This window comes from Streptomyces sp. NPDC048001 (genome assembly GCF_043203115.1).
In the GTDB taxonomy this organism is placed as follows: domain Bacteria; phylum Actinomycetota; class Actinomycetes; order Streptomycetales; family Streptomycetaceae; genus Streptomyces; species Streptomyces sanyensis.
Genome location: NZ_JBIDBN010000001.1, coordinates 297,123 through 322,848 on the forward strand (window position 1 = coordinate 297,123; position 25,726 = coordinate 322,848).

Here is a 25,726-nt window from a genome sequence, read left to right on the forward strand (position 1 = left end):
TCCCTGCCCTGCGCACCGGGAGTCCGGCCGCCGCCGGTGGACCGGCGGCGGCCGGGTCCCGCCGGCCGGCCCGTCAGGAGGCGCGGCGGCGGATCCGGGTGGAGAGGACGAGGCTGCCGACGGCGAAGGCCGCGAGAGCCCCGGCGCCGCCGAGGGCGAGCGGGAGCGAGGAGGAGGCGGGCTCGGCGGGCGAGGAGGCGAGCGCCGGCGGGACCTCGTCGCCGCCGTGGCCCGCGTGGCTGACCGTCGAGAGCTCGGCCCCGGCGGCGATCCTGGCCTCGGTGGGGGCGGAGGCCGAGGCGGCGCCGCCGAAGGTCACGTCCGAGCAGCTGTAGAAGGCCTCCGGGCTGTCGTTGCGCTGCCAGACCTTGTAGATGACGTGCCGTCCGCTGCGGGCGGGCAGGTCACCGGTGAAGTTGTAGTAGCCCTGGTCGGAGGTGCGGGTGGTGCCGTACACCGCGACCGGGTTCGGGTCGAGGTCGGACCACTTCAGGGGCTGCGTGGGGTCGAAGCCCTGCTTGGTGACATAGAGGGTCATGGTGCCCGAGTGGGGGGCGGTCACCCGGATCCTGAAGTCGAAGGCACCGGCCGACACCGCCGTGGAGGGCCAGTCGGTGCGGGCCCAGTCCAGCGCCCGGTACTTCGTGCGGTTGGCCGAGCAGAGCTTGCCGTCGGGGATGACCTCCCGGTGGCGGCCGGCCGCGTCGGCGATGTTCACCTCGTTCCAGTCGTAGAGCGGCTGGGTCCCCGAGTCGGCGACGAGGTCCTTGCACACCTGCGACCTGGGGTTCTCGGGGCCCTCGGCATAGCAGGCGGCGACCCTGCTGACCGGGTTGAAGACGGCGCCGTGCGCGCTGGCCGCGGAGGGCACCAGCGGGACGAGGACGGCGGCGGACAGACCGGCGGCCAGGGCGCCGGACGCGCGCAGGGCACGGGGGGACGACGGCATGGGGATGCTCTCTCTCATACATGGGGGACCTGCAAGCGGCATGCAGGACAAGGGAGTTGGAACCGGACCGGAATCCCGGAGAGAGCGTGGCATTGGTTTATACCAATGCGCAAGAGGCGGGTGGGAATCGGGGCGCGCCGTGCGCGGCGGGCCCTCCGCCCCGGGAACCCGCGCGGAGCGGGGTGTGCGGGCGCGTCCCGCGCGGCCCCGAGGGGGTCTCAGCGCGCAGGACGCCCGCCGGCCCTCGCCCGCGGCACCGGGGCCGCGGGCGCCGCCGAGGACCCCGGGGCCGCGCGGGGGCGCCCGGCCCGGGCTGCGCACCGCCGCCCCGGCCCGCCCCGGACACGGCTTCCGGGTGGGTCCCCCTCCTGGGGACCCACCCGGAAGCCTGCGAACCGCTGCCGTGCCGTCAGCCGAGATCCCAGCAGACGGCGCCGAGGCCGGCCACGTTCACATGGCCGGCCGAGACGTAGCCGCCGCTGCCCCAGCAGCCGCTGTCCTCCACGGGGTCCGCCGCGGCGGGGGCGGCGGCGAGGAAGCCGACAGCGAGCAGACCGGCAAGAGCGATCGAGATGCGCCGAAGCATGTTTCTCTCCTTCGAGTGGGGGGCGTCGCGCCATGAGCCTTTACCAGCGGCCGACCGGCCGCACCCCGGGACCATCCGTCCGGGTGGCCCCGCTCGGCGGCCGGGCCGGGTGCCCACGCGCACCCGGCTGCGTCCCGCGCGGCCGGCGAGCCGCCTGCGTCCCTGCGTCACCACGGCAGGGCAGAGCCCGTCCGGGGAGGTCGCCGGGACCCCCGGGCCCGGGCCGCCCCGCGGTGCCGGGCGAGCACGGAGCGGGGACCCGGCGCCGGGCCGGGGCGGCCCCGGCCCGGGGGCTCAGTACGCGGAGGCGACGGCGGCCCCGGTGAAGGCGCTCGCGGCGTGGAGGCTGACGTAGGTGTAGCCGGCGGGCGGGTCGGTGACCGTCAGGACGTGGCTGGTGCCGGGACCGGCGGAGCGGCTGGTGTACGAGGTCGCGGTGGCCCAGCCGGACCCGCTGTAGTAGAGGTCGGGGTCGCCGGTGCCTCCCGTGGAGGTGATCGTGAGCCGGGCGGTTCCGGGCGGGACGTACAGGTAGAGGTGGACGTGGTCGCCCTCGGCGGCGGTGAGGCCGCTGCGGCGGCACCCCCCGCCGAGGGCCCGGGTGTCCGCGCCGGTGCACTCGGGGACGGCGGTGCCGCAGTCGCCGGCCGCGCACGCGGCCAGCCAGGCGGCGAAGTCGGCGTCGTAGCGGGAGCCGACGGTCGTGGTGAGATGGGCCCGGGCGGCCTCCCACCGCCCGGCCCGGTAGTGGCCCAGCACCCTGTGCAGGTCGGCGGGGTGCCTCTCCAGCAGGTACCGCACGGCCAGGTAGCCCCAGCGGTAGACCCGTGCGCTGCCGTGGCCGTAGCCGGTGTCGAACAGGGTGCTCAGGGCGTAGGTGCCCCGGGCGGCCTCGGCCATCGCCGCGGTGTAGGGCAGACCGCGGTAGGAGTAGGAGACGTACTCCGCGACGCCCTCCACCCACCAGACGGTGGGGGTGGCCATGGCCGCGGCGAAGTCGCCGTACAGGGTGAAGCGGCCGTCGAGGTAGTGGGTGTACTCGTGGTTGAGGTTCCAGACGGCGAACTCCGGGCGCAGCCAGTCCGCCTCGTAGGCGATGAAGCGCGCCTGGTTGCCCGGGGCGGCGGGGTCGCCCTCCAGGTACATGCCGCCGTTGTCGGTGCCGATGCCGTACATCGCGCCCGCGTACGTCCGGTAGTCGGTGCCGGAGTCGTAGACGACCACCTCCAGGACGGTGTTGCCATCGTCGGCGACCGGACCGCCGTGGCCCACGATCCGCTGGAAGGCGGCGTCCTGCCCCGCGAGGCTCGCGCACGTGGCGTCCAGCTGGGCGGCCGTCATCTGCTGAGCGAGGATGCGGACAACGGGACCGCAGGTGCGGCGGACCGGCAGGACCTCCCGCTCCAGGCGCTCCCGCAGGCCGCAGGTGCCGTAGGCGGAGCAGTTGGCGCTGTCGTAGGCGTCGGCCATCTCGGCGACGCCCACCCACAGGGGCGCGGTGGGCCCGGTGGCGGCGCTCCGACCGAGCAGGTCGGCGGCGAGCGGGCGCACCCGGTCCCGCAGGCTCGCGTGCTGGAGGAAGCGGCCGAGTTCCCGGCCTGCGTTGGAGGTCAGGTACGCCTCGTCGGTGCCGAGCAGGGCGGCGTGGTCCACGGCGAAGCGGTGCAGGGCGTGGAGCACACCCGGGTCCGCCTCGACCGCTCCGACGAACTCGGGCGAGTAGTGGCCGCGGAAGGTCACCGTGTACCCGTTGTTCACGGCGGCGAGCATCCACCGGGACGTGTTCCAGGACGGGTCGTACTCCGCCAGCAGCCGCTCGACGACGTGGAGGTAGCGGGCGTTCTCCTGGGCGCTGTCGATCAGCGTGACCGCCTCGGCCAGGGTCTCGCCGTTGGCGTCGGTGACGTCGCGCGAGCGGGGATTCGCGAAGAAGGCGTCGAGGCCCGCGCGGACGGCGGTCCGCAGCCCGCTGCCGTAGGGTCCGACGTCGTCCGGGTGGTACCACTGCACGTAGTACCCGGCCCGGAGGAAGAGCACGAGCTGCGGGGTTCCGGTGCTCGGGTCGCCGGGGTAGTCCGCGGACGCGTCGCGCAGCGCACGGGCGACGGAGGTCATCTGCGCCTCGCGGAAGGCCAGTCGGGCGTCCTCGCCGGTCAGGCCGAAGAGGGTGTTGACGCACGCGGTGGCGGCGGCCTTGATGCGGCGCACCAGCGCCTCGCCGGTGCTGCCGGTGAAGTCGGCCGGATCGCAGGCGGCGGAGGGGGACACGGGCGGCACGGCCGCGTCCGGCTCCCGGGAGGCGTCGTGGTCGTCGTAGGACGTCCTGAGGCGGGACGTGTCGGCGCCGAGCGGCGGGAGCTGGGAGGCCGCCAGCCGTTCCGCGGCCACATGGCCGAGGTCCGGACCGGCGGACTGCTGCGCCCGGGGCGCGGGGGCGGGCGCCGCGGCCGGGTGGGACGGCCGGGCCGGGCCGGGCGCCGTGGTGGCCGGAGGGGAGTCGGGACGCGCGTGGGCCGGTGGCGCGAGCAGCGCGAGGCCGATGGCACCGGCCAGCGCCAGGGGGAGTGCGGCACCCGCACCTCTGCGGACGAGCATGGCTCTCACGTGGTTCCTCCCATGGGGGATCGGGGCACGCGGGGACGTGACCGACGGGGGCGGACGGGCCGTGGGCCGGGGATCTCGCAGGCGGCGGGACGCAGCACACCGCGAGGATTGACATGCTCACGACCTGTGCCATGTACCATGGCACAGGTCACACTTCACAGGGAAGGCGGCCGACCCGATCCCTCAGGACTCCCCCGGCACGGCGAACCCCCCGGCCACGGCACTCCCGGCACCCCCGGCGGCCCCTGCCGGGGGCGCGCACCGAGCGCCCCCGCCTCCCCCACGCACCGGGGGCCGATCGCACCGGCCCTGCCCGCCCCCGCCCTGCCGGCAGTCGGCACGAAGGCCGCGCAACGTGACATTGTAGAGTGCGGTCAACGGCATGAAGGGGAACGCATGAGCGAGCTGACGGGCCGCAAACTCATCTCCGTCCAGGAGCATCTGCGCGACCAGGTGGCCAACGCGCTGCGCGCCGCGCTGATCGCGGGGGACCTGCAGCCCGGCGTGGTCTACTCGGCGCCCTCGCTGGCCGCCGAGTACGGCGTCTCCGCCACGCCCGTGCGCGAGGCCATGCTGGACCTGGCCCGCGAGGGCATGGTCGAGGCCGTGCGCAACAAGGGGTTCCGCGTCACCGAGCTCTCCGAGCGCGACCTGGACGAGTACACCGAGATCCGCTCGCTCGTCGAGATCCCCACCGTCGGCCGCGTGACCCGGACCGCCTCGCGCGGGCAGCTGGAGGCGCTGCGGCCCGTCGCCGAGGAGATCGTGGCCGCCGCGCGGCGCGGCGACCTGATCGGCTACCTGGAGTCGGACCGCCGCTTCCACCTCGACCTGCTCGCCCTGGCGGGCAACGCCCGCCTCGTCGAGACGGTGGCCGAGCTGCGCAAGCGCTCCCGGCTCTACGGGCTCGCCGACCTCTCGCACGAGGGGGCCCTGGTCGCGTCGGCCCAGGAGCACACCGCACTGCTCGACCTGATGATCGCGGGGGACGCCGAGGGCGCGGAGGACCTCATGCGCCGCCATCTCGCGCATGTGCGCACCCTGTGGGCGGCACGGAAGCAGCAGGCAGGACGCGTCTCCCCGCCCCGGCGGCCCGGCGCCCGCTGACCCCGGGGTCCGGGCGCGGGTCGCGGGAGGTCACAGGGTGAAGCCCGCCGGGTAGGGGTCGGCGGGGTCGAGCAGGTACTGCGCGGTGCCGGTGATCCAGGCGCGGCCGGTGACGGAGGGCAGGACGGCCGGACGGCCGCCGACCGTGGCCTCCGCCAGGATCCGCCCCGTGAAGCGGGAGCCGATGAAGGACTCGTTGACGAACTCCTGCCCCTGCCCCAGCAGCCCCCGCGCGTACAGCTGGGCCATCCGGGCGCTGGTCCCCGTCCCGCACGGCGACCGGTCGAACCACCCGGGGTGGATCGCCATGGCGTGCCGGGAGTGCCGGGCACCGGAGCCGGGTGCCTCCAGGTAGACGTGGTGGCAGACGTCGATCGCGGGGTCCTCCGGGTGCGCCACCGGGTTCTGCGTGTTGACCGCCTCCATGACGGCCAGTCCGGCGGCGAGCAGGCGCTGCTTCTCCGCACGTTCGAAGGGGATGCCGAGTTCCTCGGTGCGCACGACGGCGTAGAAGTTGCCGCCGTAGGCCATGTCGTAGCGGACCGGGCCGAAGCCCTCGACGTCGACGACCTGGTCCAGTGCATGGCTGTAGGAGGCGACGTTCTCCAGGGTGACCGCCTCGGCCCGTCCCTCCCGCACGGCGACCCGGGCCGTCACCAGGCCGGCCGGGGTGTCGAGGCGGACGACGGTCTCCGGTTCGGCCGCCTCGACCATGCCGGTCTCCACCAGGACCGTCGCCACGCCGATGGCGCCGTGGCCGCACATGGGCAGGCAGCCGGAGACCTCGATGAACAGCACGCCGACGTCGGCGTCCGGCCGGGTCGGGGGCTGGAGGATCGCTCCGGACATGGACGCGTGCCCGCGCGGCTCGCACATCAGCAGGGTGCGCAGCCGGTCGCGCTCCCGTACGAACCGCTGCCGCCGCTCGGCCATCGTGGCCCCGGGCAGCACGCCGACCCCGCCGGTGACGACCCGGGTCGGCATCCCCTCGGTGTGCGAGTCGACCGCGTGGTAGACGGCGACGGACCGCATGTCACCGCACCCCCGCGTCGACGAGGGCCCGGGTGGCGGCGCGCACCACGGCCTCCGCCTCCGGGGCCAGCGGCTGCCGCGGGGGCCGGCAGGGCCCGCCGGGCCGGCCGGTCATCTCCTGGCCGAGCTTGACCGCCTGGACGAACTCGGTCCTGCTGTCCCAGCGCAGCACCGGGTGGAGTCGCCGGTAGAGGGGCAGCGCGGTGTCCAGGTCCCCCGCCAGGGCGGCCTCGTAGAGGGCGAGGCAGGCCCGGGGGAAGACCTGGGCGTAGCCCGCGACCCAGCCGCGGGCCCCGGCGAGGGCGGCTTCCAGGAGGGTGTCGTCGGTGCCGGCCACGAGGTCGAGCCCCGGGGCGAGCTCGCGGAGGGCGTAGCAGCGCCGGACGTCTCCGGAGAACTCCTTCACTCCGGCGATGAGCCCCTCGGCGTGCAGCTTGGCCAGCAGTTCGGGGCGCAGGTCGACCCGGGTGTCGACGGGGTTGTTGTAGGCGGTGACGGGGAGTCCGGCCGAGGCCACCATGGCGAAGTGCTCCAGGACGGCGCCGTCTCCCGCCCGGTGGCCGTTGGGCGGGAGGCACATGACGGCCTGGCAGCCCGCGTCCCGGGCGACCTGCGCGTGCCGCTTCGCCTCCATCGCGCCGTAGGCGCCCACGCCCGGCATGACGGTGAAGCCCTCGGGGGCGTGCGCGACGGCGGTCCGCACCACGCGGTCGCGCTCCTCGTCGGTCAGGGTCTGGTACTCGCCCAGCGAGCCGTTCGGGGCGACACCGTGCACGCCCTGCTCGGCGAGCCAGGCGACGCTCTCCCCGTAGGCGCCGTAGTCGACGGACAGGTCCCGCCTCAACGGGAGGCTCGTCGCGACGACGACGCCGTGCCAGGGCCTGCGGTCGTGTGCCATGGGGACTCCTCAGCTGGGAACGGAGGGCGGCTCGCCCGGTCCGGCGAGCGCACCGAGGGTGAGGGGGGTCGCGATCAGTCGCTCGGCGGGCGCGTACGGCTGCCCCGGGGCGGCGAGGCCGTGCACGGCGGGCCCGCACATCCGGCCCTGGCACCACCCCATACCGGCCCGGGTCAGCTGCTTGACCTGCCGGTGGTCGGCCGCCGAGCCGTCGGCGCAGACCGAGCGGACCGCGCCGGCGGTCACCTCCTCGCACCGGCAGACGGGGGTGTCGTCGGTCAGCCAGGAGGACCAGCCCGGCGGCAGGGGGTGCGCCCTTGCCACCGCACGGGCGAAGGCCCGGTGCCGGGCCACCGCGGCGCGCCCGGCCGCCAGGCGCCGCGGGTTCGGCCGCCCCGGCGCCCCGAGGTCGGCGAGCACCGACACCGCCGCCAGGCGGCCCTCGCCCACGGCGAGGGCCGCACCGCCCACGCCGCAGGTCTCGCCCGCCGCGTAGAGGCCCGGCACACCGGTGCGCTGGCCGCCGTCGACGGCAGCGGCCATGCTGCCGTCGCCGGCGTCGGCGAGGGGGCAGCCGAGGGTCACCAGGAGGTCGAGCTGGGGGACGAAGCCCCAGCCGACGCCGACGGTGTCCGCCGCGATCGTGCGCTCCGTGCCCGGCAGCGGGCTGCCGTCCGCGTCCAGCAGGGCGGTGCGCACCGCGGCGACCCGCCCCGTGCCCTCGGCCGCGGTGATCGCGGTGCGGGTGCGGACGGGGACGCGGTGCCGGGCGAGCGCCGCCGCGTAGCGGGCGGCCTCGGCCCACCGGGCGGGGCATCGCAGCAGCGGTCCGGGGCGGCGCACCCAGGCCGAGGGCCCCGACGCCTCGCACACGGCGGCGACCTTCGCTCCGCCCGCGGCGAGGGCCGCGGCGACCGGCAGCAGGAAGGGCCCCGTGCCCCCGAGGACCACCCGGGCCCCGGCGGGGACTCCCCCGCCCTTCAGCAGGGCCTGCAGCCCGCCCGCGGTGAGCACTCCGGGCAGGTCCCAGCCGGGGAAGGGGAGCTGGCGGTCGTAGGCTCCGGTCGCCACCAGCAGGGCCGGGGCGCGCAGCGCCACGGCGGTCTCCTCGGGCGCCCGGCCGCGGTCCACGGCGTGCACGGTGAAGCCGTCCTCCGCGCGGGCGGCGGTCCAGGCGTGGTGGTCCGTCAGCAGGGTGAGGCGTCCGGTGCGCCGGTGTGCGGAGAGCGCGGCGGACAGCGCCCGGTAGGTGCGCCGTCCGTGGCGCGGGTCCGCGGCGCGCGCGGCGGCCGGGCCCGCGGTGCGCACGGGGCGGCGCCAGAACTGGCCGCCCGGCGCGGGCCCCGCGTCGAGGAGGGTGACGCGCAGCCCGCCGTGCAGGGCGGTGGCCGCGGCCGCCATGCCCGCCGGGCCCGCGCCCACCACCACCAGGTCGCCCGCCTCACTCATCGCCGTCCTCCATCCCGGTCGTGACGGTCATGCCTCTGCGGGCCCGCACCAGGCAGGCGCGCTGCCCGCCCCTGCCGTCGACGGTGACCAGGCAGTCGAAGCAGACGCCGATCCCGCAGAAGACCCCGCGGGGCCGGCGCCCGATCCGGGTGGTGCGCCAGGCGATCCGGCCCGAGGCGACGAGGGCGGCGGCCAGGGTCTGCCCGGGGACGAAGGGCAGCGGTTCGCCGTCCACGGTGCACTCGGTCATGACGGCGCCCCTTCCCCGGTGAGGAACCGGTCGGGCAGCAGCCCGGCATGGGCGGCCGGGTCGGCGCCGCGCCACGGGCGGCCGAGCAGATGGGCGGTGACCAGGGCGCCGGTCGCGGGGGCGAGGCCGACGCCCGCGCCCTCGTGGCCGCAGGCGTGGACGACCCCGGGGACGCGCGGGTCCGGGCCGACGACCGGCAGGTGGTCCGGGCAGTACGGCCGGAAGCCCCGGTAGGTGCGGATCACCTGGGTGGTGCGCAGGAAGGGGAACAGGCGGCACGCCCCGGCGGCGAGCGCGGCGACCACGGCCGGGTCCATGGCGGTGTCGAAGCCGACGCGCTCGCGGCTGGCCCCGATCAGGATCGTGCCCGCCCGGGTGCCCTCGACGACGCAGGAGGTCTCCAGCCCGGCGCTGTCGGAGGCGACGGCGGCGACGTAGTCGGCGGAGTAGACCTTGTGACGGATCATCGGCGGCAGCGGCTGGGTGACGAGGACGAAACCGCGGCGCGGCAGGATCTCGACGGGGGCACCGAGCCGGCGGCCGACCTCGCCGCCCCAGGTCCCCGCGGCGTTCACCACGGCGTCGGCGGGCAGCACCGCGCCGTCGGCGGTGCGGACCCCGCGGATCCGGCCGCCGCGTCCGGTGACGGGGGCGACGGCCTCGCCGGTCCGCGCCCGGGCGCCGCGCCGACGCGCCGCACCCAGCAGCCCGGCCGCCGCGAGCACCGGCTGCACCTGGGCGTCCTGGGGGTAGTGGACGCCGCCGGGCAGGCCGGGTGCGAGGTGCGGCTCCAGGTCCCGGGCGCAGCCGACGCGTTCGGTGCGGACGCCGGCCGCCGCCTGGCGCGTCGCGAAGACCTGCAGCCCGGCGAGGGCGCCGGGAGTGCTCGCGACGACCAGGCCGCCCTTCGCCTGCAGTTCGACGGTGTGCGGGCCGAGTTCGGCGCCGGCCTCGTCCCACAGCTCGCGGCTGAGCCGGGCCAGCTCCAGCTCCGGTCCCGGCCTCTTGTCGGAGAGGAGGATGTTGCCCTCCCCGCGGCTGGTGGTGCCGGCGCCGACCGGGCCCCGGTCGAGGACCGTGACATCGAGCCCGGCCGCCGCGGCGTGGAACGCGCACGCGGCGCCCACGATGCCCGCGCCCACCACGACGACCTTCATGCCCACCCCCTGGTGCAATGTCACATGCCATTACCTAGGCTAGCCACCCGACCGATCCGAGGACAACGCCGCAAACCGGGCGAGTTGGGCCCGGTACCCGACGAGGGCGCGCCGGACGACCGGCGCGCAGAGGGAGACGCATCGCCGTGAAGCCGCTCGGACACCCGCACCTGAACGGACACTCGCTCCTGGCCGGCCGCGAGGTCACCGGCACGGGGGAGGCCTGGTACGCGGTCGCCGCCGCGTCCGGGAAGCCGTTCGGCCCCGCCCTGCACGACGCCTCGGCGGAGCAGGTCGCCGAGGCCGGGCGGCTCGCCGCGGCGGACGCGCGGGCCTTCCGCGCCCTTCCGCCCGACCGGCGGGCGGCCTTCCTCGACGCCTGCGCGGAGGAGATCGAGGCACTCGGCGAGAGCCTGCTGGAGCTCACGGCCCGCGAGACGGGGCTCGCGCCGGCCCGTCTCGCCGGTGAACGGGCGCGTACCTGCGGGCAGTTGCGGCTCTTCGCCGAACTGGTCAGGGACGGGGCGGTATCCGGCGCCCGGACCGACCCCGCGGCCCGGGGGACGGACCTGCGGCTGCGCAGGATCCCGCTCGGCCCGGTGGCGGTCTTCGGCGCGGGCAACTTCCCCCTGGCGTTCTCCGTCGCGGGCGGCGACACGGCCTCCGCACTGGCCGCCGGGTGCCCCGTCGTGGTCAAGTCGCACCCGGCGCACCCCGGCACCGGCGAGGCCGTGGCCCGTGCCCTGACGGCCGCCGCCCAGCGCACGGGGATGCCGCCGGGTGTGTTCTCGCTGCTCGTGGGCCGCGCGCACCGGGTCGGCCTCGCCCTGGTCAGGGACCCTCGGATCGCCGCGGTGGGCTTCACCGGATCGCGCGCCGGGGGGCTGGCCCTGCTCGCCGCGGCCAGGGCGCGCCCGGTGCCCGTCCCCGTCCACGCGGAACTCTCCGCAGTCAACCCCGTGATCGTGCTCGACGGGGCGCTCGCCGATCCGGAACGGGCGGCCGAGGGCTACGCGGCCTCGCTGACCCTCGGTGCGGGGCAGTTCTGCACCAATCCCGGCCTGCTGCTGCTTCCGGCCGGGCCGGCGGGCGACGCCTTCCTCACGTCCGCGGCGCGGGCCGTGCGGAGCACCCGCGGCCAGGTCATGCTCACACCGGGCGTCTGCCGCGCGTACACCGAGGGGGTGCGGCGGTGGGCTGCGGTCGACGGGGTGCGGGAGGTGGCCCGGGGCGCGCCGGGTCAGGGCCGGTACGCGCCCGCCCCGGCCCTCTTCAGCTGCGAGGCGGCCGTGTACACCGCCCAACGGGACCTGCGCGGAGAGGTCTTCGGCGCGGCGGGGCTCGTGGTGCGCTGGGCCGGGACGCGGCAGCTCCTCTCCCTGCTGGAGGGCCTGGAGGGGCAGCTGACGGCCACGGTGCACGGGACGGAGGCCGACGGGGCCACGGCGGCGCGGCTGCTGCCGGTGCTGGAGGAGCGGGCGGGCCGCGTGCTGTGGGGCGGCTGGCCGACCGGTGTCGAGGTCAGCCGCGCGATGGTGCACGGGGGCCCGTGGCCCGCGACGACCTCACCCGGCACGACGAGCGTCGGGACCCTCGCCGTCGAACGCTGGCTGCGCCCGGTCTGCTACCAGTCCTTCCCCGGCACCCTGCTGCCCCCCGAACTCCGGGACGCCGATCCGCCGGAGGCCGACGCGGCCCGCACCACGCCCCGCGCCACGCCCTGCGCCCGGTGCGAATACCCCCGCCCTACGTGAAATTCACCGGGGAACGAAAAGGAGCGCCGGTACGCCGTGCCGTTTCCCGGGCCTCCGCGGATGGATTCGTGAACCACACGGACCGGCACGCTCTTTACTGGCACTATACCCTGACATGGCGGCGATCCGACCGGTCCTCAACTCCCCCTGGACGGCCCGCTCGCGTACGGATCAGAGGCCCGGAAGGGCACACGACCGGTGTCCGAAAAGGGACGCGCCGACTTCTCGCCATTCCGGACGACACACACTCCGTTCCTGCCACCCGGACCGGCCCCTATCGCTCGGCAATCCTTGTTTCCAACGGCCGCACCCCGCTTCCCACCTGCACCGAAACGCTTCGCCCCAACGCTTCACACAACCCGGACGCGAATCTCGTGGCAGGTGTATATCGGTCCTTCGTCGAAACACCGTTGAACACTTAAGCGCCACCGGTCACACTGAGGACCGAAGCCGCCGGGGCGCGGGCAGTGGGTGTTTCGTCGGCGCCAGGGTCCCCTTACATGCCGATATTCGTCGTTCCCTCGATGCCCATGCGGGGTGGTCCACGTGTGCCGTTCTCCTGGAAAGCGATGACGTGACCCGAAGAGCCACGGCCGGTCTCCTGCCGAGGACCGGCCCTGGGGACACCTCTCAGCCCCCTCAAGGGAATCGGCCCGCCTCCGGGGCCGGCCTGTGGAGCGGGCGGCGTGGCACCGGTGCTGCGGTGGGGAGAGGGCGGGCTGCCCGGGACGGCCTCGCGGAGTGGAGTACGGGGCCGGGGCCGGGGCCGCCGCTGACACCGGCACCGCGGGCGAACCGGCGGACGACAGGCGCAGAGGCGCGCTTCCTCCGATGTCCGGGGCCGCTTGCACGCTTCTGACCGGGTACGCCTCCGGGCCCCGGCGCAGGCCGCGGGTTCCCGTGCGGCGGCCTTCCCGCCCTGGCGTACCGGCGCCCCCTGCCCGACGCGTCCCCGTCCCCCTCGAACGCGCGTCGGTACGGCCCGCGTGCACCCCTTCCGCTCCTCTGCGAAGTACTCCTCTCGCGAAAGGACAGCAGCGTCATGGCTGTGGGAATCCACCACTTGAGGACGTTCCTCACGGCGGTCGACGAAGGCAGCATGTCGAAGGCCGCGATCCGTCTGCACGAGGCCCAGTCCGCGGTGTCCCGCAGACTCGCAGAGCTGGAGCGCCACGTGAAGCAGACCCTGCTGGAACGCTCCGCGGAGGGGGTGCAGCCCACCGTGGCGGGAAAGTTGTTCTGCGCCAAGGCGGATGCGGCCGTCACCGCCTTCGACGACGCCATGCGCTCGGACCTGCACCGGGTCCGTGCCCTGCGGGTGGGGCACGCCTGGTCGGCGATCGGTGTGTACACCAGCGAGATACTGCGCCAGTGGCGGGAGGCGAACCCCGAGGTCCTGGTGCGCCTGAAGCGGGTCGACGACCCCGCGGGCGGGCTCACCACCGGCCAGTCGGACGTGGCGATCATGCGCACGCGCACCGGACGGTGCAGTCTGCACGAGGAGTTGCTCCTCATGGAGCCCCGGGTCGTCGCGGTCCCCCCGGGCTGCCCGCTGATCGGCAGGGACGAGGTGCTGCTGCGGGACCTGGCCGAGTACCCGCTGGTGATCAACTCCTTCTCCGGCACCACCAACCTCGACCTGTGGGAGGAGGGCGGGCAGCCCGTGGTGGCAGTGGAGGTGGACACGATCGACGACTGGCAGAGCTACATCGCCGCCGGTCTCGGGATCGGCGTGACCCCGGCCTCCACCGCCTGGATGCACCCGCACGCCGAGATCAGCTACCTCCCCCTGCGGGACGCGCCCGCGGTGCCGGTGTACCTGGTCTGGGCTTCCAACAATCGCCATCCGGCGCTGCGCTCCTTCATCCAGTTGGCGCGGGACGTGGTGGCGGAGGGGGCCGCATAGGCCGGGGAGGGGCGCGCCCCGCCCCCGTGGCCCCCGCGAGCGGGGGCGACAGGCGCGGGACGCGGCCGGTCAGACCTGCGACTCCGCCGGAAGCGACTCCGCCGCGGGCTCCGGCCCGTCACCGATGACTCCGACGTGCCGCAGCACGACGGCGGACAGGACCGCCAGGACCACGGTGCACGCCGCGGCCACCAGCATCGCCGTGTTCATGCCGGAGGTGGCGGCCTCCTTGGCGAGGTCGAGCCAGCCGGCGGGCAGCTGCTGGGCCGAGGCGACGGCGCCGGCGAGGCTGTCGCCCGCGGCGTCGGCCACGTCCGACGGGGTGCCGACGGGGATCTGGTCGTCGATCCGGCTGCGGTAGACCGCAGTCGCCAGACTGCCCAGGATCGCCACACCCAGCGCGAGGCCCAGTTCCTGCACGGTCTCCGACATCGCCGAGGCCGAGCCGGCCTTCTCGGGCGGCGCCGCCCCGACCACCAGGTCGGTGCCCAGGGCCGCGATCGCCCCGAGCCCGAGGTACACGAGGCCGAATCCGACGACCATCAGCGCGATGCCGCCCGAGGGGCCCACCAGGGCGAGCAGCCCGTACCCGACCGTGGACAGCACCAGGGTGGCCGCCACCACCAGGCCCGGCGGCACCCGCCGCGCGACCAGGGGCGAGCCGATCGCGGCCAGGAACATCATCAGGGCGGGCGGGCCCATCCACAGCCCCGCCTCGACCGGCGCCAGCCCCTCCACGAACTGGAGCTGCTGGGTGATCAGCAGCATCGAGCCGCCGACGCCGACGAGGCCCACGAGCAGCACGCTCAGGGCCGCGCTGAACGTACGGTTGCCGAACAGGCGCACGTCCAGCAGCGGGCTCTCCAGCCTGTCCTGCCGGCGGACGAACAGCACCGCGAAGACCACGCCGACCAGCGCGGCGAGGAGCATCGGCAGATCAAGGCCGTCCTTGGCGAAGCGCTTCACCGCGTAGACCACCGGCAGGACCGCGAGCAGCGACAGCGTCACGCTGATCAGGTCGAACCTGCCGCTCCGTGGCGCCGAGTACTCGGGGATCAGCAGCGGCGCGGCCACCAGCAGCACGATCGCCACGGGCACCGCCAGCAGGAACACCGAACCCCACCAGAAGTGGTTCAGCATCGCCCCGCCGACCACCGGGCCGAGCGCCATGCCGAGCGCGAAGCTGGTGGCCCAGACACCGATCGCCAGGGAGCGCTGCCGCTGGTCGGCGAACATGTTGCTGATCAGGGCCAGCGTGGACGGCATCAGCGTGGCACCGGCGACCCCCAGGGCCGCCCGCGCGGCGATGAGCATGTCGGCGCTGGTGGAGTAGGCCGCCAGCACCGAGACGATCCCGAAGGCCGCGGCCCCGATCATCAGCAGCCGGCGGCGGCCGATCCGGTCGCCCAGCGTGCCCATGGTGAGGAGGAAGCCGGCGATCAGGAACCCGTAGGCGTCCATGATCCACAGCTCCTGGGTGCCGGACGGGCGCAGATCCTCGGCCAGTGAGGGGAGGGTCAGGTACAGCACGGTGACGTCGAGGCCCAGCAGCACGGTGGGCAACGACAGGACGGCCAGCCCTCCCCATTCCCGGGCTCCCGCCCTGCCTGCGGTCGTTGTGCTCATGGCTCTCCCTGCTCTTTCCCGGATCGTCGGCCTGCGGTCGCCACTGTGCCGCCCACCGCGCACGGTTTCCTGAGGGTCGTTCGGCGATAGACTGCGGCCATGCGTTACGGGGTGCTCGGCCCGCTGGCCGTCTGGGACGCCGAGGGACGGCCGGTCAGGGTCCCCGAAGCGAAGGTGCGCGCCCTGCTGGCGGACCTGCTCGTCCACGGCGGCGGGCCGGTGCCGGCGGACCGCCTCATCGAGGACCTGTGGGCGAGCAACCCGCCGGGCGGGTCCACCAACACCCTGCAGACCAAGATCTCCCAGCTGCGCCGGGTGCTGGGCCGGGAGCAGGTGGTCCGCGAGCCCGCCGGGTACCGGCTGCAGCTCGCGGACCACGTGGTGGACGCGCTGAGATTCCAGGAGCTCGCCGACCGCGCCCGCGCCCACCGGGAGCCGTCGGTGAAGGCGGACCTGTTCGCCGACGCGCTCGCCCTGTGGCGGGGCCCGGCCTACGCGGACATGGCCGAGCCCCTGTTCGCCCGCAGTGAGATCGCCCGGCTGGAGGAGCTGCGCCTGGCCGTCGTCGAGGACCACGCCGAGGTCCGGCTGACCCTGGGCGAGCACACGGCGCTGGCGGCGGAACTGGGGACGCTGGTGGCACGGCACCCGCTGCGCGAGCGGCTGCGCATGGCCCACATGCGCGCCCTGTACCGCTCCGGTCGGCAGGGCGACGCGCTGCAGAGCTTCCAGGTGCTGCGCCGGGAGCTGGCCGAGGAGCTGGGGACCTCGCCCGGTCCGGAGGCCGCGGCGCTGCACGAGGCGATCCTGCACCAGGAACCTCACCTGGCCACACCGGCGATCGGGTCGCGGTCGTGCCGGACGAACCTGCCCGCCCCGCTGACCCCGCTGATCGGCCGGCGTGAGGCTGCCGCGCAGGTGCTGGCCCGGCTGGACCCCGGCGCGAGCAGCCGTCTCGTCACGCTCACCGGCCTCGGCGGGGTGGGCAAGACGCGGCTGGCCATCGCTGCGGCGGGCGACGCGGCCGGGCAGTACGCCGACGGGGTGTGGCTGGTCGAGCTGGCCGGCCTGGGCGCCGCGTCCGCCCCGGACGACATCGCCGAGCGCGTCATCACGACGCTGGGCCTGTGCGAGACGGCGGCGACCGAACCGGACCTGGACGACCTGGTGGGCTGGCTGTGCCAGGCGGTGGCCGACAAGCAGCTGCTGATCCTGCTGGACAACTGCGAGCACCTCGTCGAGTCGGTCGCCGTGCTCACCAGGTCCCTGCTGTCGGCCGTGCCGGCGGCCCACCTCCTGCTCACCAGTCAGGAGGCCCTGGACGTCCCCGGCGAGGTGGTGCACCCGGTGCCGCCACTGGCGCTGCCGGAGGACACCGATCCGCAGGTGGTCGCCCGGTCCAGCGCCGTCGAGCTGTTCGTGGAGCGGGCCGCCGCGGCGGCGCCCGGCTTCGTCCTGGACGCGGACAACGCGGCGGCGGTCTCCACCATCTGCCTTCGCCTCGACGGCATTCCGCTCGCCCTGGAACTCGTCGCGTCCCGGCTGCGGACGCTGAGCCCCGGGGAGCTCGCCGCCCGGCTGGACGACCGGTTCGCCCGGCCCGAGGTACGCGTGCGCGGGCTCCCGGACCGCCAGCAGACGCTGCGGGGCATGCTCGACTGGAGCTGGCAGTTGCTGACGCCGGACGAGCGCACCGTGCTGCGCCGCCTGGTCGTGCATGCCGACGGCTGCGTCATGCCCTCCGCCCAGGCGGTCTGCGCCGACGGGGAGCTGCCCGCCGGGCGGATTCCCGATCTGCTCTCCCGGCTGGTGGACCGCTCGCTCGTGGTCCGTGAGGGCGACCGGTTCCGGCTGCTCGAATCGGTGGCGGCCTACTGCGCCGAGCGGCTGGCGGAGACGGACGAGGAGAGCGCCGTGCGGGGGCGCTTCGTGCGGTACTGCACCGAGTCGGCCGAGCGGGAGAGCGAGCGGCTGCGCGGCCCGGACCAGCGGTGCTCCCTGGAACGCCTCGACGCGGAGACCGTCAATCTGCGCCGTGCCCTGGACCTTGCGGTCGCCGGGGGGCCCGCCGGGTACGCGGTGCGGCTGGTGAACGCGCTGGCCTGGTACTGGTTCCTGCGGGGGCGGCTGCCCGAGGCCCGCAGGTCGCTGCGGACGGCGCTGGCGGCCGACGCCGGCGCCGCCCCGGCCGCGCGCCTGACGGCACGGGTCTGGCTGGCCGGTGTGGAACTGCGCACCTCGCAGGCCGAGGTCGTGCCCGGCCCGGCGGGCGAGGACCCCACCGCCGGGATCGAGGACCCGGTGCTGAGGGCCCGGCTCCAGTGGTTCGTCGGCACCGGGCTGACCGGCCAGGGCCACCACCGCGAGGGGCGGCGGCTGGTGGAGGCGAGCCTGGCCGGCGCCCGCGCCGCCCGGGACCCCTGGGGCGAGGCCGCGGCCCTGGTCGAGCTGGCGGGCCACGCCCCGGCCCGGGACGGGTCCGCGGAGCTGGGCGCCGCGCTGTTCCGCGAGGTCGACGACCGCTGGGGCCAGCTCCGGGCCACCCGCTCCCTGGCGCTGGCGGCCGAGCGCGAGGGCGAGCGCGCACGGACCGAACGGCTGCACCGCGAGGGCCTCCTGATGGCCGAGGAGCTCGGCCTGTGGACCGAGGTCGCCGAGACACTGGTCTTCCTCGGCAGGACCGCGCTGGCCGGCGGCCTCACCGAGCGGGCGACGGAGCTGTACGAGCGCGCGCTGTCCGTGTCGAGCGAACGCGCCTACCACCGGGGCGAGATCCGTGCCGAGATCGGCCTCGGGCACGCCGCCCGGCTCCGCGGTGACCGGGACGCCGCCGTGTCCCACCTGAACCGGGCCCTGGCCAAGAGCCGGTCCTCGGGCCACGCCGGGCACGCCGCGGCCGCGCGGGCGGAACTGGACCTCCTCACCCGGGCGTGACCGAACCGCCACGGCCGCGACCGGCTCCGCCCGGGGGCGGCGGGCTGCACGCTGCGGTGTTCCGGCCCGCTCCGGCGGCGTATCCCGGAGCGAGGGCGTATTCGTTCTCGCTGCCTACTCGAATACGCCCTACTCGATTACGCAGTAGCCGCGCCAACCCCTTCACCCTAGCCTGATCCGAGCCGTTGTTTGTTCGCGCACGAATGGCAGGCGAAGGAGTGGCATTCCGTGGGGATAGCAGCTGAATCCAGGGCCCTCGGACTCACCGGATACCAGCGCGACATCTGGGCGGCCGAAGCAAGAACACCGGGGAGCTGCCAGTTCAACGTGCTGGTCCACGAGCGGCTGGCGGGGGCCCTGGACCGGGAGCTGCTCGGTGCCTGCCTGGCCCGTGCGGTGCGGGAGCACGACGCCTTCCGGCTGCGGTTCGGCGAGGACGGCGAAGGGATCCCCCGGGTCCGGCGGATCGCGGAGGAGCCGGACGCCGGGGGGCCTGCCTTCCAGCACATCGACCTCTCCGGGGGGCCGGACCCGGCCGGGGCCGTGCGGAACTGGTGCGAGCAGGAGCTGGGCCGACCGCTGGACCTCGGGGGCGGGCCGCTGTTCCGGGCCGCCGTGGTCACCGAGGGGCCGCAGGCCGTCCACCTGGTGCTGACGTCGCACCACATCGTGACCGATGCCTGGGCCCTGAACGCGCTGACCCTGCGGATTCTCTCCGACTACCGCTCGCGCGTGTCCGGAGAGGACGTTCCGGCCGCCGGGCCGGAAACCGCCGAGTCGGCAGGACGGACCGGTTCCGCCTCCTACTGGAATTCCATCCAGGAATTCGGATCCGCCGTCGGCGACACGGAACGCGAGAACGACCGCGCATTCTACCGAGAATATCTGGCGGGAATGGAGCCCGCTCTCTTCACGCGTTCCGGCGCCGCCCGGCCCGGCCGCGGCCGGCACTCCTTCCCGGTCGGCGAGGAGCTGGTGCGTCGCATCCTCGACGCCGGCGCGTCCCCCTTCCCCTACCTGCTCTCGGCGTTCGCGGTGTGCCTCGGGCGCATCCACCAGGCCGACGAGGTCGTGGTCGGCGTGCCGTTCCTGAACCGCCGGACCGAGGACGAGCGCTCGGTCGTGGGCCAGTTCGCCAACAACCTGCCGGTGCGCATCCCGGTGGCGGAGGATCTGCCGCTGGTCGAACTCGCCGAGGGGGTCCGCCGGCAGATCGACCGGCTCAGGGAGCACGAGCGGCTGCCGTTCGGCGAGATCCTCCGCGAGGCCCCCGCGCAGGACGCCGACGGCCGACGGCTGTTCGACGTCACCGCTTCCTACCTGCGCTTCCCCCGGCCGCCGGGAATCCCGGGAGTGGACCGGACCACCACGATCATGGCCCCGGTCCACGCGTCCGACGCGCTCTCCGTCATGGTGCAAGCCTTCGACGGCGAGCCGGGCCTGCGCGTCGACCTCGACTACGCCGACGACGTGTTCGACGGGCACCTGACGGCCACGGCCCTCGCCGGACACGTCGGGGAACTCCTCCGCCGCGGACTGGACTCCCGGGAGCTGCCGCTCGCGGAGCTGCCCATGCTGACCGACGACGAGTACGAGGACGTCGTCCGCCGCGGCCAGGGCCCCTCCGCGCCCTACCCGCGCGACAAGACGCTGCACCAGCTGTTCGCCGAACAGGCGGCGCGCACCCCCGATCTGACGGCCGTGGTGGACGGTGCCTCAGGCGCCACGCTGACCTTCGCCGAGCTGGACCGGCGGTCCAACCAGGTGGCACGGGCGCTGCGCGAGCGGGGCGCCGGCCCCGGCGACCGGGTGGCGATCCTCGCGGAGCGCGGCCCGGAGCTGCTGCCCGGCCTGCTCGGCATCCTCAAGGCGGGCGCCGCCTACGTACCCGTCGATCCCGGCCACCCGCCCTCCCGCGTCCGGCTGCTCCTGGAGGACTGCGGGGCGAAGCTGGTCCTGTGCGGTGCGCAGGCGGTCGGGGACCTGCCCACCGGCGCCCCGGTGCTCCGGATCTCCGCGCTGTACCGGGGCTCCGGCCGGCCGCTCGGGCGCACCGCGCGCCCGGAGGACCTCGCGTACACCATCTACACCTCGGGCTCCACCGGTCGCCCCAAGGGCGTGATGGTGGAGCACCGCGCGGTGGGGAACCGGCTGGCGTGGATGCAGCGCCGCTACCCCGTCGGTCCGGGCGACACGCTCCTGCAGAAGACGCCCATCTCGTTCGACGTCTCGGTGTGGGAGCTGCTGTGGTGGGCCGTCCAGGGGGCGCGGGTGGTGCTGCTGCCACCGGGAGCGGAGAAGGACCCGGAGCGGATCGCGCGCACGATTCGCGACCACCGGGTGAGCGTGGTCCACTTCGTGCCCTCGATGCTCGGCCCGTTCCTGGACCTGCTGGAGGACCACCCGGAGCTGGCCACCGGAGTCGGCTCGCTGCGTTCCGTCTTCTGCAGCGGGGAGGCGCTGCCCCCGGAGCGGGCGACCCGGTTCAACCGGGTCTTCGACGGCGGTGACCCGCCCCGTCTGGTCAACCTCTACGGCCCCACCGAGGCCGCGGTGGACGTGACCTGCTTCGACTGCCCGCCCGCGTCCGAGGGCCCCGTCACCCGGGTGCCCATCGGGCGTCCCGTGGAGAACACGACGCTCTACGTGCTCGACCGGCACGGCCGCCCGCAGCCGGTCGGCGTCCCCGGCGAGCTGCACATCGGCGGCGTCCAGGTCGCCCGCGGCTATCTCGGCCGGCCCGAGCTCACCGCCGAGCGCTTCGTCGAGGACCCCTTCGTCCCCGGCGGCCGCCTCTACCGGACCGGGGACCTGGCCCGGCTGCTGAACGACGGCAATCTGGAGTACCTCGGCCGGAACGACGACCAGGTGAAGATCCGCGGCAACCGGGTCGAGCTGGGCGAGGTGCAGAACGCACTGGTCGCCCTGGACGCGATCCGCGACGCCGTGGTCGTCGACCACCGGTCCGGCGGCCGGGGTCCGGTCCTCGTCGCCTACTGCACGGCCGACCGGGACCTCGACCCGGGCAGCCTGAGAGCGGCGCTCGGGAACGTGCTGCCCGCCTATATGATCCCGTCGTCCTTCGAGCGCCTCGACCGCCTCCCGCTCACGCCCAACGGCAAGGTGGACCGCAGGGCCCTGCCCGCCCCGTCCGCCGACGCGGCCGAGGCCGCGGACAGCACGCCGCGGACCGCCCGGGAGTCCGAACTCGCCGGCATCTGGGCACAGGTGCTCGGCGTCGAGGAGGTCGGCGTCCACACGGACTACTTCGTGATCGGCGGCGACTCGATCAGCATGCTCCGGGTGCGGGCGCTCGCCGAGAAGGCGGGCATCCGGTTCACCACGGACGACTTCGTGCGCAACCCCACCGTGGCGGGGCTGGCCACCTGCGCCGAGAACGCCTCGGACGCCGGCTCCGCCGTCCCGGCCGGCTCCGCGGCCCCGGCTCCCTTCGCCCTGGTCTCCCCGGTGGACCGGGCCCGCCTGGAGACGTGCGAGGACGCCTACCCGATCACCCGCCTCCAACTCGGCCTGCTGTTCCACAGCCGGGAGAAGCAGGACTCCGCGACGTACAAGGACGTCTTCCGCTACAGCCTCGCCATGCCGTGGCGGGAGCGGGAGTTCCGGGCGGCCTTCGACCGCCTGGTCGCACGCCATCCGGTGCTGCGGTCGTCGTTCGCCCTGGCCGGCCACGCCGAGCCGCTCCAGATCGTCCACTCCTCCGTCGAGGGCGGACTGAGTTGCGGTGATCTGAGGGAGGTTCCGGCCGCCGAGGCCGAGGCGGCCGTCGACGAGCACATCGCGGCCCGGCGCCGGTACGACTACCGGTTCGACCGTGCGCCGCTGTACCACTTCCGGGTGTTCGCCCTGCCCGGGACGGTGGAGCTGGTCTTCAGCTTCCACCACGCCATCCTCGACGGCGGCAGCGTCGCCAACCTCGTCTCCGAACTCCTCCAGGACTACGGCCACCTGCTGGGACTGGACCTGGCGCCGGTACCGGACACCGTGCCGCCCTCGGCCGCGCTGCACGTCGCCCAGGAGCGCGCGGCCGTCGACGCGAAGGAGGGCCGCGCCTACTGGCGGAACCTGCTGACCGACGCGACGCAGCCCCATCTGGACAGCTTCCGTCCGCACGAGGCGCCGGGGACGGACGAGCGGGTGGAGTGCGACCTGCGGCTGCCCGCCGATCTCGTCGACGTTCTGCGTACCACCGCCGGCGACCGGCGGGTCCCGGTGAAGTCGGTCCTGTTCGCCGCGCACGTCCTGATGCTGCGGGCCTTCTCCGGCGAACGGGACATCACGACCGGTCTGGTGACGCACAGCAGGCCGGATGTCGCGGGGGCGGAGCGCACCTGCGGCCTGTTCCTCAACACCCTGCCCGTGCGGGTGGACGCGGAGCAGGCCACCTGGTTCGACGTCGTGGTCCGCGCCCTGGACCGGGAGCGGGAGAGCCACCCCCACCGGCGGGTGCCGCTGGCGGTCATCCAGGAGGACCTCGGCCGGACGTCGCTGGTCGACACCCTGTTCAACTTCATCCACTTCCGGCAGCTCGGGAAGGTCTTCCGGACCCCCGGGATCGCCAGCCGCGGCTTCGCGGTCCGGGAGGAGACGAACTTCTCCCTGGTCGTCAACGCCATGGTCGACCCGGTGGACGAGGGCATCCGGCTCCGTCTCGACTTCTCGGGGCAGTCGTTCACCCCCGCGCAGGCCCGCCTGTACACCGACACCTACGTGCGCATCCTGCGCAGACTCGCCGAGGAGCCGGACGGCGCGGTGGAGTTCGGCTTCCTCGCTCCGGCGCCGGAGCCCCCGCGGGCCGGGCGTCCGCCGGTGAACGCGGTCCGCGCCTTCGAGGAACGGGCCCGTCGTGCGCCCGGGGCGCAGGCCGTGGTGTCCGAGGACCTGACGTGGACGTACGGGGAGCTGGACCGGGCCGCCACCCGGTTCGCCGCCGGTCTGCTGGAGTCGGGGGTGCGCCCGGGCGACCGCGTCGCCCTCGCCATGGGCCGTACGGCCGGTACCGTCGCCGCGCTCCTGGGCACCGCGAAGGCGGGGTGCTCGGCGATGCCGCTGGACACCGCCTATCCGGTGGACCGGCTGCGCGCCATGATCGAGCAGGGCCGCCCCGCCCGCGTCGTCGTGGACGCGGAGCACCGGGGTCTGCTGGAGACCTCCGTCCCCTCCCTCCCGTACGAGGCGCTGGCCGCCGCCCCGCCCAGCGTCGAGCTGCCGGAACTCTGCGAGGACGACGAGGTGTACCTGCTGTTCACCTCGGGCTCGACGGGCCGCCCGAAGGGGGTCTCGGCGCCGCACCGGTCCCTGTCCAACCTGGTGGCCTGGCAGAACGGGATCGCCAGCACCGCCGAGGGGGCCCGCACCGCGCAGTACGCGCCGCTCAGCTTCGACGTCTCCTTCCAGGAGCTGTACGCCACGCTGGCCGGCGGCGGCACCCTGGTCGTCGTCTCGGAGGCGCTGCGGCGGGACATGCCCGCTCTGCTGCGGCTGATGGACCGGGAGCGCGTCGAGCGCATCCACCTGCCGTACGTGGCCCTCCAGCAGCTGGCGGAGGCGTCGGTGACACTCGGCCTGGTGCCGCGGAGCCTGCGGGTGCTGTGCTCGTCGGGCGAGCAGTTCCGGACGACGGACGAGATCCGCCGGTTCTGCGCCTCGCTCGGCGACGTGGTGCTCGACAACCACTACGGCCCCACCGAGACGCACGCCGCCGCCTTCCACGGGATGACCGGCGATCCCGCCGCGTTCCCGGCGCTGCCCCCGGTGGGGCGGCCCATCCACGGGGCCCGGCTGCTGGTGCTGGACGAGCGGATGCGCCGGGTGCCGGTCGGCAGCCGGGGTGAGATCTACGTCGGCGGTGCCGGGCTGGCCGACGGGTACGCGGGCCGGCCCGACCTGACCGAGGAGCGGTTCGTGCCCGCCCCGGACGGCGACGGGCTGGTCTACCGCACCGGGGACGTCGGCATGGTCCTGGCCGACGGGAACGTGGTCTGCCTGGGCCGCGCCGACCGTCAGGTCAAGATCCGTGGCTACCGGGTCGAGCCCGGGGAGATCGAGCTGGTCGCCGCCGGGGCCGCGGTGGGCGGTCCCGACGCGCTCACCGACGTCGCCGTGGTCGCCCGGCGCGGCGAAGCGGGCGAAACCTCCCTGGTGGCCTTCCTGGTCGGCGACGCCGAGCGCGCGGACCTGGACGGGCTGCGGCGCCACCTGCGGGCGAAGCTGCCGGACTACATGGTGCCCGCGCACTTCGTGTGGCTGCCGGCCATCCCGCTCACCCCGAACGGCAAACGCGACGAGGCCGCCCTCCAGCAGGTGCGGCCGGTCCGCACGGGGCCGGCCGGGCAGGTCGCTCCCAGGGACGACCACGAGCGGGTGCTGGCCCGCATGCTGGCCGACCTGCTGCACCTGCCGGACGTCGGGGTGCACGACAACCTGTTCGACCTCGGTGCCACGTCGATCACGGCGATGCGCCTGGTCGTGCTCATGGAGGAGCGCTTCGGCACCGCGATCCCGCTGTCGGACTTCATCCTGGCGCCGACCGTGGCCGAACTGGCCGAACGGCTCCGCTCGGCGGGCAGCACGGCCGCCGGCTTCGACCCGCTGGTGGCGATCCGGCCGGAGGGCTCCCGGCCGCCGCTGTTCTTCGCGCACCCCATGGGCGGCAACGTGCTCTGCTACGTGCCGTTCGCCAGGCACCTGCCGCCGGACCAGCCCCTCTACGCCTTCCAGGCGGCCGGGGCGGACGTCGGCACGGAGCCGGTGCGCGGCCTGGAGCGGCTCGCGTCCGACTACATCGCGGCGATGCGCCGGGTCCGGCCGTCCGGCCCCTACCACCTCGGCGGCTGGTCCTTCGGCGGGTTCGTCGCCTTCGAGATGGCCCGGCAGCTGCACGCCGCCGGGGAGAGCGTCGCCTCCCTGGTCCTGCTGGACACGACGGCGCTCAACCCGGAGCGGCGGCCCTGGACCGACGACGAGGCGCTGCTCGGCTGGTTCTTCTGGGAGCTGCTCTGGCTCCGGCACGGCAGCGCCACCGCCGGCGACCTCCTGCCGCCCGGTCCGGCCACGCTGGACGAGAAGTTCGCGTTCATGACCCGGCTGGCCGTCGACGAGGGCGTCCTGCCCGCGGGCAGCGGTGACGCCGTGGTCCGCAGGCTGTTCCGGGTGTACGAGGCGAACTGGCGCTCCGCCTTCGACTACCGGCCCGGGGCCGTGGACTACGACGTGGTCCTCGTCCGGGCCCGCGATCCGCTGCCGGGCGTGCTGCTGGACATGCACACCGCCATCGACAGCATGCACGCGGACGAGACCAACGGGTGGCGGGCGCGCACCTCCGGCCGCCTCACGGTGGTCGACGCCGAGGGCGACCACCTCACGATCATGGAGGAGCCGCGCGTGGGCGGCCTCGTCGGACCGGTGCTCAGGGCCATGGGACTCCGAACGAACGAAGGCGGGCAGCACTGAC

General features: G+C 74.9%; 14 protein-coding genes. 5 read left to right on the forward strand and 9 right to left on the reverse strand.

Annotation, left to right across the window (positions count from 1 at the left end):
• Positions 1-73: 73 nt before the first annotated feature.
• The 3 genes from ACGF15_RS01245 to ACGF15_RS01255 all read right to left on the reverse strand — a co-directional run bounded on the left by ACGF15_RS01245 (position 74) and on the right by ACGF15_RS01255 (position 4,130).
• Positions 74-967, reverse strand: coding sequence for a lytic polysaccharide monooxygenase (locus tag ACGF15_RS01245; RefSeq protein WP_345608567.1), 894 nt, complete (start codon positions 965-967; stop codon positions 74-76).
• Between the two features lie 391 nt (positions 968-1,358).
• Positions 1,359-1,535, reverse strand: coding sequence for a hypothetical protein (locus ACGF15_RS01250; RefSeq protein WP_345608569.1), 177 nt, complete (start codon positions 1,533-1,535; stop codon positions 1,359-1,361).
• A gap of 294 nt (positions 1,536-1,829) precedes the next feature.
• Positions 1,830-4,130: a M9 family metallopeptidase gene (locus ACGF15_RS01255; protein ID WP_392796878.1), complete on the reverse strand. Its 2,301-nt coding sequence runs from the start codon at positions 4,128-4,130 to the stop codon at positions 1,830-1,832.
• Between the two features lie 405 nt (positions 4,131-4,535).
• Here ACGF15_RS01255 and ACGF15_RS01260 point away from each other — a divergent pair, with 405 nt between their 5' ends.
• Positions 4,536-5,246, forward strand: coding sequence for a GntR family transcriptional regulator (locus ACGF15_RS01260; protein ID WP_362611103.1), 711 nt, complete (start codon positions 4,536-4,538; stop codon positions 5,244-5,246).
• Between the two features lie 30 nt (positions 5,247-5,276).
• Here the strand turns inward: ACGF15_RS01260 and ACGF15_RS01265 are convergent, their stop codons facing one another.
• Genes ACGF15_RS01265 through ACGF15_RS01285 form a run of 5 tightly spaced genes read right to left on the reverse strand, consistent with a single transcriptional unit; the run spans position 5,277 to position 10,032 of the window.
• Complete coding sequence (locus ACGF15_RS01265; protein WP_362611106.1) at positions 5,277-6,278, reverse strand: proline racemase family protein; 1,002 nt, start codon at positions 6,276-6,278, stop codon at positions 5,277-5,279.
• Position 6,279: 1 nt separating this feature from the next.
• Positions 6,280-7,176 (reverse strand): dihydrodipicolinate synthase family protein, encoded by an 897-nt coding sequence (locus ACGF15_RS01270; protein WP_392796522.1) that lies wholly within the window; start codon positions 7,174-7,176, stop codon positions 6,280-6,282.
• Between the two features lie 9 nt (positions 7,177-7,185).
• A complete protein-coding gene (locus tag ACGF15_RS01275) occupies positions 7,186-8,625 on the reverse strand; it encodes an FAD-dependent oxidoreductase (protein ID WP_392796523.1) in 1,440 nt (479 codons plus the stop codon).
• Complete coding sequence (locus ACGF15_RS01280) at positions 8,618-8,875, reverse strand: (2Fe-2S)-binding protein (protein WP_362611110.1); 258 nt, start codon at positions 8,873-8,875, stop codon at positions 8,618-8,620. The genes ACGF15_RS01275 and ACGF15_RS01280 overlap by 8 nt, the downstream gene beginning before the upstream one ends.
• Entirely contained in the window at positions 8,872-10,032 is a 1,161-nt protein-coding gene (locus ACGF15_RS01285; RefSeq protein ID WP_392796879.1) for an NAD(P)/FAD-dependent oxidoreductase, read from the reverse strand. Before ACGF15_RS01285 ends, ACGF15_RS01280 begins: the two co-directional genes overlap by 4 nt.
• Positions 10,033-10,178: 146 nt before the next feature.
• Between ACGF15_RS01285 and ACGF15_RS01290 the strand changes: the two genes are divergently transcribed.
• Entirely contained in the window at positions 10,179-11,786 is a 1,608-nt protein-coding gene (locus ACGF15_RS01290; protein WP_392796524.1) for an aldehyde dehydrogenase (NADP(+)), read from the forward strand.
• A 1,042-nt stretch (positions 11,787-12,828) separates the two neighbouring features.
• On the forward strand, positions 12,829-13,692 hold the full coding sequence (locus ACGF15_RS01295) for a LysR family transcriptional regulator (RefSeq protein WP_392796525.1): 864 nt from the start codon (positions 12,829-12,831) through the stop codon (positions 13,690-13,692).
• 69 nt (positions 13,693-13,761) lie between these two features.
• Here the strand turns inward: ACGF15_RS01295 and ACGF15_RS01300 are convergent, their stop codons facing one another.
• On the reverse strand, positions 13,762-15,318 hold the full coding sequence (locus ACGF15_RS01300; protein ID WP_392796526.1) for an MFS transporter: 1,557 nt from the start codon (positions 15,316-15,318) through the stop codon (positions 13,762-13,764).
• A gap of 99 nt (positions 15,319-15,417) precedes the next feature.
• On the opposite strand from ACGF15_RS01300, the gene ACGF15_RS01305 reads away from it, so the two are divergent.
• Positions 15,418-18,252, forward strand: coding sequence for a BTAD domain-containing putative transcriptional regulator (locus ACGF15_RS01305; protein ID WP_392796527.1), 2,835 nt, complete (start codon positions 15,418-15,420; stop codon positions 18,250-18,252).
• Positions 18,253-18,480: 228 nt separating this feature from the next.
• Complete coding sequence (locus ACGF15_RS01310) at positions 18,481-25,725, forward strand: amino acid adenylation domain-containing protein (protein WP_392796528.1); 7,245 nt, start codon at positions 18,481-18,483, stop codon at positions 25,723-25,725.
• Position 25,726 lies beyond the last annotated feature (1 nt).